This is a genomic window from Methylocystis sp. (genome assembly GCF_050251305.1).
GTDB lineage: Bacteria > Pseudomonadota > Alphaproteobacteria > Rhizobiales > Beijerinckiaceae > Methylocystis.
Genome location: NZ_JBFWNB010000002.1, coordinates 20,371 through 32,371, shown reverse-complemented (window position 1 = coordinate 32,371; position 12,001 = coordinate 20,371). Strand labels below are relative to the sequence as shown.

General features: G+C 64.7%; 13 protein-coding genes. 7 read left to right on the top strand and 6 right to left on the bottom strand.

Annotated features, from left to right (window positions below; translation table 11 throughout):
• Window positions 1-15: 15 nt before the first annotated feature.
• Window positions 16-189: a DUF1328 domain-containing protein gene (locus AB7F41_RS01030; RefSeq protein ID WP_428384992.1), complete on the bottom strand. Its 174-nt coding sequence runs from the start codon at window positions 187-189 to the stop codon at window positions 16-18.
• Window positions 190-347: 158 nt separating this feature from the next.
• Between AB7F41_RS01030 and AB7F41_RS01025 the strand changes: the two genes are divergently transcribed.
• Entirely contained in the window at window positions 348-1,013 is a 666-nt protein-coding gene (locus AB7F41_RS01025; RefSeq protein WP_428384990.1) for a DUF6629 family protein, read from the top strand.
• Here the strand turns inward: AB7F41_RS01025 and AB7F41_RS01020 are convergent.
• The gene (locus tag AB7F41_RS01020) at window positions 1,010-1,876 is read right to left on the bottom strand and encodes a D-amino-acid transaminase (protein ID WP_428384988.1); all 867 of its coding nucleotides are present in this window, start codon (window positions 1,874-1,876) and stop codon (window positions 1,010-1,012) included. The two genes, AB7F41_RS01025 and AB7F41_RS01020, sit on opposite strands and share 4 nt — an antisense overlap.
• A gap of 188 nt (window positions 1,877-2,064) precedes the next feature.
• Between AB7F41_RS01020 and AB7F41_RS01015 the strand changes: the two genes are divergently transcribed.
• Window positions 2,065-3,465: a hypothetical protein gene (locus AB7F41_RS01015; RefSeq protein WP_428384986.1), complete on the top strand. Its 1,401-nt coding sequence runs from the start codon at window positions 2,065-2,067 to the stop codon at window positions 3,463-3,465.
• A complete protein-coding gene (locus AB7F41_RS01010) occupies window positions 3,462-4,514 on the top strand; it encodes a M14 family metallopeptidase (protein WP_428384984.1) in 1,053 nt (350 codons plus the stop codon). Before AB7F41_RS01015 ends, AB7F41_RS01010 begins: the two co-directional genes overlap by 4 nt.
• 9 nt (window positions 4,515-4,523) lie before the next feature.
• Here AB7F41_RS01010 and AB7F41_RS01005 read toward each other — a convergent pair whose 3' ends face one another.
• From AB7F41_RS01005 to AB7F41_RS00990, 4 genes are all read right to left on the bottom strand, one after another.
• Window positions 4,524-4,898 (bottom strand): copper-binding protein, encoded by a 375-nt coding sequence (locus tag AB7F41_RS01005; RefSeq protein WP_428384982.1) that lies wholly within the window; start codon window positions 4,896-4,898, stop codon window positions 4,524-4,526.
• A 25-nt stretch (window positions 4,899-4,923) separates the two neighbouring features.
• Window positions 4,924-5,376, bottom strand: a complete 453-nt coding sequence (locus AB7F41_RS01000; protein WP_428384980.1) for a four-helix bundle copper-binding protein — start codon at window positions 5,374-5,376, stop codon at window positions 4,924-4,926.
• A gap of 147 nt (window positions 5,377-5,523) precedes the next feature.
• A complete protein-coding gene (locus AB7F41_RS00995) occupies window positions 5,524-6,129 on the bottom strand; it encodes a DUF938 domain-containing protein (RefSeq protein WP_428384978.1) in 606 nt (201 codons plus the stop codon).
• Between the two features lie 624 nt (window positions 6,130-6,753).
• Window positions 6,754-7,731, bottom strand: coding sequence for an endonuclease/exonuclease/phosphatase family protein (locus AB7F41_RS00990; protein ID WP_428384977.1), 978 nt, complete (start codon window positions 7,729-7,731; stop codon window positions 6,754-6,756).
• Between the two features lie 104 nt (window positions 7,732-7,835).
• Between AB7F41_RS00990 and AB7F41_RS00985 the strand changes: the two genes are divergently transcribed.
• From AB7F41_RS00985 to AB7F41_RS00970, 4 genes are all read left to right on the top strand, one after another.
• Window positions 7,836-8,525 (top strand): Crp/Fnr family transcriptional regulator, encoded by a 690-nt coding sequence (locus AB7F41_RS00985; RefSeq protein WP_428384975.1) that lies wholly within the window; start codon window positions 7,836-7,838, stop codon window positions 8,523-8,525.
• 107 nt (window positions 8,526-8,632) lie between these two features.
• The gene (locus AB7F41_RS00980; protein WP_428384973.1) at window positions 8,633-9,034 is read left to right on the top strand and encodes a polysaccharide deacetylase; all 402 of its coding nucleotides are present in this window, start codon (window positions 8,633-8,635) and stop codon (window positions 9,032-9,034) included.
• Window positions 9,035-9,305: 271 nt separating this feature from the next.
• Window positions 9,306-10,673 carry a tetratricopeptide repeat protein gene (locus AB7F41_RS00975; protein ID WP_428384972.1) on the top strand — a complete coding sequence of 456 codons (1,368 nt, stop codon included), beginning with the start codon at window positions 9,306-9,308 and terminating at the stop codon, window positions 10,671-10,673.
• Between the two features lie 12 nt (window positions 10,674-10,685).
• Window positions 10,686-11,984, top strand: coding sequence for a FecR family protein (locus AB7F41_RS00970; protein WP_428384971.1), 1,299 nt, complete (start codon window positions 10,686-10,688; stop codon window positions 11,982-11,984).
• Window positions 11,985-12,001: the final 17 nt, after the last annotated feature.

The following is a 12,001-nucleotide window of genomic DNA, read 5'->3' as shown; positions in this document are numbered from 1 at the left end:
TGGGTGCGATGATCGTCAGGCGCGCCGGACGAGGCCCAAAACGACTGAAACGATCAGCAGAACAAGCGCAACCCAGAACAATAAGCGCGCGCCTTCCACCGCCACGCCGGCCACGCCGCCAAACCCGAAAAAGGCGGCGATGAGAGCGACGACAAGAAACACGACGGCCCAATACAGAAGGTTGCCCATTTTAAACCTCCGCTGTTCAACTCACGTCTAAAACGCCTCTACTGCACAGATGTTCCGAGGCCGCCGCGCTGATCGTTCGTCGAATTGCATAGGTCTCGACGTCGGCGGAATTCGCGTTAGAATAGGTCAAATCATCACTCGACCTGCTCCTAGACGTCATGTGCTACTCGCTCGAAGCAAGCATAACGGCTGGACTCGGCTTGGGCTTGGCCGGCTGCGGCATGGTCGCGAAAGCGCTGCGCCACGATCGGCGCATGTTGCTGTTTGCGGCGTTTCCGCTCGTCTTCTCCGTCCATCAATTCATCGAAGCCGCGGTATGGCTGACGCGCGACGATTCCGCGGCGGGACAGCCCTACCGCTTCCTCTATACGTTGATCGCCTTTACGGTATGGCCCGTGCTCACGCCTGCGGCGGCCGCTTATGCCGAATCCGATCCGGAGCGGCGGCGCATTTGGCGCACGATGGCTGGCGTCGGCTTCGTCCTGGCGGCCTATCTCACGGCGAAACTAGCCGGCGCCGACGGCATCGATCTCTCGATCTATCGGCATTCGCTCGCCTATGACCCGTTGTTTGAGCGACCGCCGCTCGTGATCGATTTTCTCTATCTCGCGCTGACCGTCACGCCGCTCGTCTTCAGCGACAGGCGCGCGATCAACGTCTTCGGAGTCGCGGTGCTCTTGACCTTCGTCATCGCGCTCGCCGGCAATCGGCCCGCCTGGTATTCGGTCTGGTGTCTTGCCGCGGCGGTGTTCAGTCTGGTCATCGCGCTTGGGATCGAAGAGGCGCGGAGCTCCGATTTCGATAAGCTCGAAATGCAGCGCTAACCTGCGCCTGCCGCGTTCGTCGCCCATTCGATATAAAGCCGGCGCAGCAGGCGACTGGTGTCGCCCGGCGCGCCGTCGCCGATGCGACGGCCGTCGATGGAGACGACAGGCAACACGAGATTGGAGGCGCTCGTGAGGAACGCTTCCTTCGCCGCGCACGCCTCGGCGACCGAAAAGCGGCGCTCTTCGACGTCCAAACCCTGGCGTTTCGCGATCAGCTGCACGGCGTTCCGCGTGCAGCCGGGAAGAATCGCGGTGGAGTTCGGCCGGGTGATGAGCACATTCGTCTCGGTCAGAATAAAGGCGGTCGAGGATGAGCCTTCGGTCACGAAGCCGTCCTGATCGACCATCCAGGCCTCTTGGCATCCGCCTTCGACCGCCGCCTGCTTCGCCAGCACCTGCGCGAGAAGCGCGGTGCTCTTGATGTCCCGTCGCGCCCAACGCAGATCGGGAACGGTCAACACCTTGACGCCGGTCTCCGCGGCGGGCGAGCCGGTGATGTTTTTCTTCTGCGCGAAGGCGACGAGCGACGGCGCGACGTCCGCGGGGAAGCCGAAGTCGCGGTCGGCGGCCGCCCCTCTCGTGATCTGCAGATAGACGAGGCCTTCGTCCATGCCGTTTCTGGCGACGATTTCGGCTTCGACGTCCGCGATGCGCGCCATCGGAAGCGGGCTGTCGATCCGAAGCTCGCGCAGCGAACGCTCGAGGCGCGCGAGATGCGCGCCATTGTCGATCAGCCGACCGCCGATCACGGCGGCGACTTCATAGACGCCGTCGGCGAACAGAAAGCCGCGGTCGAGGATCGACACGCGCGCCTCGGCGATGGGAGCGTAATTTCCGTTCACGTAAGCAATTTCAGACACAGTCGTCTCCGGGACGGCGGCAATCTACAGCAGAGGTCGCGGCTTGTCCCGCCAGCACTCTCGGCTCTATCGATAGAGAAGTGGGAAACCTAGATTAGTGGTCTGCGGCGGATCGGCCCGAGAAGCCTCCCCGCGGCCGACGGCCGCGGGCGCCGCTGCGCCGGCGCTGCAAAAGCGGAGGGGGACGCTTGGGCGAGGAAATCAAGACAACGGGCTTTACGCCCACCGACAAGGCGCGCTTCGCCGACCGCCTTGCCCAGGAGACGCATCTCGCCCGCGCGCTGTTCGAGCAGGATGTGTTTTCCCGCGACGGGCATATGGTGGGCTTTGAAGTCGAAACCTGGATCGTCGATCACAACTATGGCCCGTCCTCGATCAACCAGGATCTGCTCGAGGCTCTCGACAATCCGCTCGTCGTGCCGGAGCTGTCGCGGTTTAACCTCGAGTTGAATTGCGCGCCGTTCCGTCTTCAGGGCGACGCGCTCAGCAAGGCGCATGCGGCGCTGACGGATCTGTGGGCGACGTGCAACGACGTGGCGCATCAGCTCGACGCCAATCTCGTGTTGATCGGCACGCTGCCCACGCTCCGCGACGGCGATCTGACGCTCGCCAATATGTCGCCGCTCAACCGATACTATGCGCTGAACCAGGAAGTGCTGAATCTGCGCGGCGGGCAGCCGCTGCATGTCAACATCGTGGGCCGCGACAGGCTCGCCTCCATGCATCGGGACGTGATGCTGGAGGCGGCGACGACGTCATTTCAGATCCATCTCAAGGCGCCCGCCGATCTGGCGCATCTGTACTACAACGCCTCGGTGGCGGCGTCGGGACCCATTCTCGCGGCCTGCGGCAATGCGCCGTTCCTGTTCGGCAAGGCGCTCTGGGAGGAAACGCGCATTCCGCTGTTCGAACAGGCGGTGAAGGCGCCGGGGCCGGCCAGGGTCTGCATGGGGGCGGGCTATGCGAGCCGGTCTCTCATCGAAATTTTCGAAGAGAATTTGCGCGACTATGACGCGCTTCTGCCAATGACCTTCGACGATCCGCCGGAAGCGTTGCGCCATCTGCGGCTGCACAATGGCGTCATCTGGCGCTGGAATCGCCCGCTGATCGGCTTCGACGCGAGCGGCGCGCCGCATCTGCGCATCGAGCACCGCGTCTTGCCGGCGGGACCGACCTTCATCGACATGTTGGCGAATGCGGCGCTTTACCTCGGCCTTGCGCGCGCGCGCGCAATGTCGGGAGATGGCGGCGCCGGGGGCCTCGCCTTCGCCGACGCCAAGCGCAATTTCTACGCCGCGGCGCGTTACGGGCTCGACGCGACGCTCACCTGGCCCGGGGCGGGCGAGGTCGCGGCCGATCGTCTGCTGCTCGAAAGGCTCATTCCCGAGGCCCGGGAAGGGCTTCGCGACCTGGGCGTCGCCGAGGCGGATTTCCTCGATATCATTGAAGCGCGGGTGCAAACGCGCCAGACCGGCTCGGTCTGGCAGCGAAAAGCGCTTGAGGCGCGCGGCGGCGACCTTTATGGCCTGATGGCGGCCTATTGCGAACGCCAGCGGAGCGGCGCGCCGGTTCATCAGTGGGAGATATGAGGAGCACAGTGACCGAAGCGCCTTGCGCCGTGCTTGACCGGCTGCCTGACGGATTTCTCGACTGCCCCGCCAATCGCCTGAAGGACATCCTGCCTCGACCGACCCTGTTCGATCTTCCGGGTCGCGATCCGCAGCCGCTGTTCGTGTCCACGCTGCTGCATGGCAATGAGACGAGCGGACTCGCCGCCGTGCAGGAGACGCTGCGGCGTCACGCCGGCCGCGGTCTCCCCCGCTCGCTCATCCTGTTCATCGGCAATGTCGACGCCGCGGCCGAAAATGTGCGCACGCTGCCGGGGCAGCGCGACTTCAACCGCGTGTGGCCGGGCACCGCCTTTGCGGACGATCCGCTCGCGCATATGGCGCGCTGGATATACGATTACGTCGATCGACGCGCAGCTTTCGCTGCGGTCGACATCCACAACAATACGGGATTCAACCCTCACTACGGCTGCATCAGCAAGCTCGAGCCGAAATATGTGGCGCTCGCGCAGCTGTTCGCCCGCACCGTGGTGCTGTTTCAGCGGCCGCGCGGCACCTGCGCTGCGGCCTTAGCCGAGCTGTGTCCGGCGGTCACCGTCGAATGCGGCAAGTCCGATCTCGACGCCGGCGCCGCCCACGCCATCGAGCTCCTTGAGGCCTGCCTCTCGATCGCGGAGCTTCCGGGCCACGCGCCGGCGCCGCATGACGTCAATCTGCTGCGCACCTTCGCGATCGTGAAGCCGCCGCAGGGCGCGAGTTTTTCCTTTGACGGAACGCCGGCGGATTTCGTCTTTCGCCCAGATATCGACCACCTGAATTTCAGCGAACTGGAAGCCGGCGCATCTTTTGGCGCGTTGGGCGACGAGGGCGCGCGTCTCCAGGTGCTTCCGGGCGACGGGTCCGATATGCAGCCGGCCAATTATTTCGATTATTCGGGCGGCGAGATCAGACTGGCGCGCCCGGCCATTCCGGCGATGCTGACGGTGGATCGCCGCGCGGTGCAGCAGGATTGCCTGTGCTACCTGATGCACCGCATCAGCATGGACGGTCTTGGCGAATCGTCGCGCTGAAACGACGCGCTATGGCGCTTCCGGGCGAACGTCCTCGATCACATAGAGTCCCTTGGCGTCGCGACTGATCGTGAATTTGATCTTCATGCCTTTCGACAGGCGCGCGAGATCGACGCCTGGCGCGACGTGAAACGCCATCGTCATGGAGGACATTTCCAGCGGTCCCGTGACTGGCCCATGCGTGAGCATCAGTTGTCTGTCGTCGGCGTTGATCGCCCGGATCACGCCTTCGCCTTCGCCCGTCACCTTTTCCGCTTTCTCCGCCGCCTGAGCGACGACGAAACTTGACGAGTCCTTGATCTCCGCGCTGGCCGCAGCGCCGCCAATCATGGGAATGGCGGCGCCTGCCGCGACGAGCCAAATCGAACGACGCTTGGATGTCATCGCAGCTCCCTTTTCTGTCTCGACGTTAGACCTTGCGGCATTCGTCGGCGCATTTCTGGCATGCTTTGCCGCACTCGACGCATTCCGCGATTTTGGGGAATTTGTCGCACTGCTTTTTGCAATCTTCACATATCACGGCCACCGTCTTCGCCAGTGACCCGACATGCGATGAGTTGACCGCGGCAAGCGTCGCGAGCGCGTTGCACGCGGCGATGAGCTGAAAAGCGGCGTCGGCGCATTCCGCCATGCTCGTGTCTTTCATCGCAAACATGCCGAAACAGTGGCGGAGGCAGTCATTGCCGGTGGAAACGCATTCGATGCTGGCGTTTTCCAGGTTCTTGTAGAGCGCCGGATGCATGTCCTGCATCGCGGCCCCGCCGCTTGGCTGCGCTCCGGGCGCCGTTTCGGCAAATGCTTGACCGGCGGCGACGGCGGTTGCGGCGGCTGTCCCGACGGCGATGAATTCGCGACGTTGCATAGTCTTTCTCCCGAATGTGCTTCACTGACGACGCCGACGGGACCCATTGGGCTCCATCGGAAGCTGCGGCGCTCATGCCGATTCGAAGTCTCCGAGCGCGTTCTCGGACCAGACTCTCGACGTCCGCCGCTCCGTCGACGCTTGCGCCTATGGTTGGCGGCGGAAGATGACGCTGAGGTTGTTGGCCGGCATTTCCAGGACCTGAGTCTCTCGAAATCCTTTCTCGCGCGCGACGGACACGACCTCTTCAAGATCGCGGACGCCCCATGCGGCGTTGCGCGCGCGAAGACTCGCGTCGAACTCCGCGTTGCTTGGCGCGGTGTGCGCGCCGCCGCGCCTGTATGGTCCGTATAGATAGAGCGGCGCGCCCGCGGGCAAGATGCCGGCTGCGCCTTCCAACAGAGCCTGCGTCGCGCTCCATGGCGAGATGTGAATCATGTTGATGCAGATGATCGCGTCAGCGGCGTTGACCGGCCAGGGCGACGCCTCCACGTCGAGCGCGAGCGGCGCGCGCACATTGGTCAATCCGGTCGCGGCGATCCACGCCGAAATGCTCTCGCGCGCCTCAGCGCTCGGATCAGACGGACAAAATGTCAGCGCGGGCAGATGCTCTGCGAAGAATGTGGCGTGCTCTCCGGCGCCGCTCGCGATTTCGAGCGCCACCCCTTCAGACGGCAGGACGTCGCGCAGAACGTCGAGAATCAACTGGCGATTGCGGGCGGTCGATGGCGCGAAAAGACGCTTGTCGTTCATATGGCTCTCTAAGTTGCGTGAACGACGTCGGTTGCAAAACCGCTGACGTCGATCGATCGCGGGCTCGTGACACAGGTTCGACCAGAACTCTAACATCGCGCCGCCGTCGTCGCAGGATGACGCGCTTGGCCGGTTCTGGGCATGAAATTTGATGCGCATGATCAGAGGCGGGGTTTGACGCGCCCGAAAGATGCGCGCCGCGACGACGCGTAAGGGCGTGTCGCTTGTTCGCTTGACCTGCCGACGAGGTGCGAATTGTCACAAATCTTCGAGCTGAGCGCCTCAACGCATCACGCTTTTGTCGCATTGGCGACGCTCCGCCTTCCCGGTCATCCGCCGCGTCGCTTCACCAGGGAGGAGACGGCGATCCTTTCTCGTGCGCTTCATGCGGTCGGAAATGGGGGTGGCCGCGAAAAGCAGATTTATATGAGCCCCATCGCCAGCGATCATGACTTCGATGCAAGGGTTGAACCGAGCGGGCTCGTTGTTGCTTGCGCGGGCTGCGCAGACGTCAGCATGGACTGGAACGCGGCGCGCGCCCTGGCCGAAGCGTTGAGCGCATTCGCTTCCGGATAGAGGCGCTGGCGCGTTTCACTGCCGTCGGCGCCGGGAAAGCGCCGCAACTCATGGAGCGCCAGGTTGAACGCCAAGTTCGAACTGCGCGGCCATGGGCGCGTGAAGCGAACCCTCGACGAATTCCTCGGCATAGGCTTCGTCCTGCAGGCCTTCGTTGAGGATCGTCGTGCTGCGCCAGGCGGCGGCGAGCGCCGGCGACGCAAGGAGATGATCGATCAGCATCGGACGGCCCGCATGAATCACGGTGAAGCGTCGGGCCGCATCGATGCGCTCTTCCAGGGGGATGAGAACGCGGTCGCCGGTCGCGGCTTCGTCTCCGCCGCCGCGCAGCAGCCTCGTTGGCGCGTCATGCTCGTCGGCGTTGAAATCGCCGGCGATCGCCAGAAGCGCATCCGGCTCGGCGTCGAAGATCGTCTCGGCGAACAAACGGGCCTCCAGCGCCTGCCCCTCGCGCTTGAGCGCCGCCACGAACTGGCCTTCGATCTGTGCGCGACTCGATCCGACGCCGCGCGCCGTCGCGACAGGAATTGCGCGCGGCGCCCGCAGGTGCAGATTGACGACATGAAGCGCGCGCCCGGCGGGAAGCTCGACCGCCGCGTAGAGCAGGGGGCGATCCCACACAATGTCCACCGGCTCGGGTTGGGAGCCGTCGGCTTCGCGCGGCGGCGCCCACGCCCATTGCGCGACGATGTCGTGGTGGATCTGCCGCTGGGTCCGCATCGGCCATCGCGAAAGAATGGCAAGATTATGCACGTCGGCGGGGCCGTCGCCGCCGGGCCTCACCGTTGTGGCGCGGTGAAAATGCGCGTATCGCGTTGTCGCGAGCAGCTGATCGAGCGCGATATATTGCCGGGCGTCGCGCTTGTGAAGCCTCTGCGCATGTATTTCCTGCAGGCACAATATGTCGGCGTCGAGCGCCTCGAGAAGCGGGCGCAGCGCATCGGTCCGGCGCGCGAAGGCTTCCGGTCTGGTCGCCCGCCAATCGAGATTTTCGAGATTGAACGTCGCGAGTCGAAACGCTTGCATCGGCGATCATCGCTCGAAGACCTCCCGCGCGCCAGCAGATTGCGGCTCGACGGCACCGACGTTTGGCGGCAATATCGGCGTTATTTCCAATCCAGGAGCGCGATGTGTCCCTGTTTGACGGGATTTCTTTTTTTGCCGGCCTCGACCCCGTTCGCGGCGAACAGTTTGCGCGCCAATGCGTGCGCAGGCGCTTCGCCGAGCATGAGCTGGTCCTCGACTTCGACGATCCTTCCAACGATGTCTATTTTATCGTCAGCGGCGACGTTCGGGTGCTGATCCGGACCGCCGCTGGCAAAGAAATGATCTTCGGAGACTTCGGGCCGGGAAAGTTCTTCGGCGAAATGGCGGCGGTCGACGGGGCCAAGCGCTCCGCAAATGTGACCGCGCTCACCAATGCCGAGCTCTTGCTGGTGCCGCCAGCGGTCTTCAAGGAGATCGTCTTCAGCGAACCGGAGATCTGCGAGCGGCTGCTGCGTCTGCTGACGGCGCGCGTGCGCGAGCTGAATACGCGTCTCTTCGAGCGTTCCGTGCTCGATCTTCGGCACCGGCTCTATTCGGAATTGTTGCGGATGTCGGGCCCGCGCAAAGGGTCGCCGGGCCAGGCGATCATTTCGCCGCCGCCCTTTCAGCACGATCTCGCCGCCCGCATTGGATGTCGGCGCGAACAGGTCAGCCGCGAACTCTCGGCGATGATCGACGAGGGCCTCGCCGAAAAGATTCGGGGCGGTCTGGTGTTGCTGCGCCCCTCCGTTCTGGAGAAACGCGTTCAAGAGGCGCTGAACGAAGCCGAATGACCCGTGTGCGTTCTCGCACAAACAGATGAGGAGCGCGGCGCTACCGTCGCTATGCTGCCGATAAGAGGCGAAGGCCCACGGCGGAGCAAGCGACTGGGAGATGCCAAATGAATCCCGAATTCACGCCGATCGAGCATTGCGCCGAAATCGCGGGTCTGCGCGGTCACGAACTCGTCTTGGGCGTGAGCCCGAGCGACAAGCATCATCGCATGTTGGCGCGGTATCGCCGGGCCGTCTCGCTGGACGCGGCGCGCGGACGCGTGGTCGCGGACATCCGCAGTGCGGTGGAGATCGGCGCGTCGCGTCGCGCCGCAGACCTGCTGATCGTGTTGCGCTGGCTGCTCGCGCCGGGCGCGTCTTGCGAAGAATCGCGCGCCATCGCGCGTCCGCGCCGCCGCGCGATGTCGGCGCGCTGGCGCCGAAGCGTCGTCGCGTCGCCGGCCGCGCCGCCGTCGACGGCGCAGGGCGGCGTGGTCGTTTCGCTCTTCGACGCCGGTCGGCGGCGCTGACGCGCCGTTTCCGCCTGTGGTTTCAGGGCAACACCTGGCAATTTGTTTCAAGCGCCGCGCGCGCGCAGATCATGCTTTTCAACGGCGATAAACCTATGATGCAAAGGGTTAAATCGTGGCCGTTGCGTCGCGCCCCGGCGCCATTGCGATCGGCGGGCAAGGCCCGCTTTGGCTTGCGACTCCTGACGACATGAGTCAGCTTCCGGTCCAGCTGAGGATTCAGGCGTTGGGTCGCCGTTTTTTTCTGATCTTTTACGGGGGCTTGCCATTTATGTTCGCATACAGAGCGGCGCCGAGGCTCGTAGGCGCATTGTTCGCCGCATTCACGCTTTTCAGTCCGGCTCTTGCGCAGGAAGACCCGCGCGCCGAACAGGCGCGCCTCGCGGCTTACATTCAGCATAATCCGACCGACTACGAGGCGACCTATCGTTACGTCCTGCTGTCGACGGAGCTGCGCGACTACGAGGCGGGAATCGGCGCTCTCGAGCGCATCCTGATGTTCAATCCGAATCTGTCGCGCGCGCGAAAGGAGCTCGGACTCCTTTACGCGCGGCTCGGCGCCTATGAACTTTCGGCGCAGCATTTGCGCAAAGCGCTCGCCGAAGGCGAGCTCGATCCGGTTCAGGTCGCGCAGATCGAAGCGCAGCTGCCCGACATCGAGAAGCGCACGCAGGCAAATCGGCTTTATCTGCGCATGCACGTCGGTCTGCGCGCGCAGTCGAACGCGAATTTCTTCCCGACGAACAGCCTGTTCCAGGTCGGCGGCGTCGGCGTCGCGTCGGCCGCCGCCCGCAAGGGCGACGTCAATTCCTTCCAGCTGGTGCAGGCCGCGCATGATCTCGATTTCCAGAATGCGCGCGGCGATCAGCTTGAGACGCGCGTGACGGGCTACGCCACCCAGCAGTTCCGCCTTCCGCAATACAGCGTCGCGCTGTTCGCCGGCTCCATCGGGCCGCGCATCCATATCGCGCCGGATCTCTATCCGGGCCTTTCGGTCAAGCCTTACGTGACGGGCGCGGTGGCGCTGCTTGGCGGAACCAATTATCTGAACGCCGGCGGCGCCGGCATGAGTTTCGGCGCGGAGCTCACGCGCGACCTGTGGTTCGAGCCCGGCGCCGAATGGCGCGCGATCTGGGTCAATCCGACGGCGGGTTACCTGGGTTATTCCGGATATTCCGGCTTTTCGCCTTATTCGACCGTGTCGACCTTGGCGACGGGCGACGTCGTCACAGGTTACTTGAGCAGTTCATACAGACTGACGAATGATCTGAGGCTCGAAGGCCGCGCCGCCTATACCCGCGCCTGGGCGGGCAATCCGCAACAATCGTCCGATCAGGTCGACCTTCAGGCGATGCTGCGATATGAAATCGATCCGCCATTTCTTATCATTCCGCGCAGATGGACCATCGCGCCTTACGGCCGATATACGCATCTCGCCTTCGACGCCGCCAATCCGGTGATCAATCCATTGGTCGCGCGTCGCGACAACGTCTGGATCGGCGGGCTGATGGTCGATTTGCCGGTCACCGCCTATTTCGGTTTCGCCGGCAACTTCGAATATGCGCGCAACGACTCGAACATTCCGAACTTTAAGACCGAGAACGTGTCCGTCAGTTTCGGGCCGACGGCGAAGTTCTGACGGAGACGATAGATGAGAAAGCTCTCCGCGGCCGCAACAACCGCCCTCGCGCTCGTCGCCGGACCGGCGCTCGCCGAAAACGTCGGAAATGTCGGCGCGGTCAATCAGACGGCGCATGGCACGCCGCCGGGCGCGGCAAAGCGCTCGCTTTCCGTCGGTCTCGGCGTCCAGCGTCGCGAGCGCATCGAGACGAGTCCGCAGGGCAGCGCCCAGATCGTGTTCAACGACACGTCGACGATGACGGTCGGCCGCAACAGCGCCGTCACCGTTGACGATTTCGTCTATTCCGGAGGCCGGGGTCAGCAGGGCGTGTCGATGGCGAAGGGCGTCATGCGTTTCGTCGGCGGCGGCGTGAGCCATGAAGGCGGGACAAGGCTGCGAACGCCCACCGCGTCGATCGGCGTGCGCGGCGGGACGGCGCTGGTGCGCATCGGCGGCGCGTGCGGCACGCTCGTCGTGCATCAATACGGCTTTATCGATGTTGGCGGGCAGGCGCTCACCCGGTCGGGCTATGGCGTTTGCGCGCCGCGCGGCGGTCCTGTGTCCGCGCCTTTTCTCGTGCCGCCGGAGACGATCGCGGAAATCATCGCCGCGCTGGAGAGCGGCAAGCGACAGCGCGGCGGCGCCCGGCGCGAGCCGACCAGCGAAGAGGCGCACCTTGCGCTTGGCAACGACCGTCCGCCGGACGTCGTCAGCCCGCCGGGCCTGGATGCGCTTGGCCCAGTTTGGTTCGGCAATGCACTCGTGCAGAGCCGCGCCAACGTCGACAACCAGCCCGCTCCTCTGCTGACGCCGGCGCGCGAGGGCGGACATGACGATCATCACGGCGGCGGCGATCATGGGCATGGCGGCCACGATCACGGCGGCCACGGCGAGCATGGCGGCCACGGCGAGCATGGCGGTCACGGCGAAGGCGGGCACGGCGGCCATGGCGAGGGCGGCCATGAGGGCGGCGGCCAATATGGCGGCGGTCATGGCGAGGGTGGTCATGGCGGCGGCTATGAAGGCGGCGAAGGCGGCCATGAAGGCGGCGGCCAATATGGTGGCGGTCATGGCGAGGGTGGCCATGGCGGCGGTTACGAAGGCGGCGAGGGCGGCCATGAAGGCGGCGGCCAATACGGCGGCGGTTACGGCGAGGGCGGCCAAGGCGGCGGCTCTGAAGGCGGCCATGGCGGTCACGGCGGGGATTATGGCGGCGGCGAGGGCGAGGGCGGCCCTGGAGCCAGCGGCGGCTCAGGCGGCAATGGCGGCCTGATCTTCGGGAACGGCGGATCAGGCGGCCAGGGCGGGCCCGTTGCGCTCGACCAATAGTTCCGCCTAGTTGAACG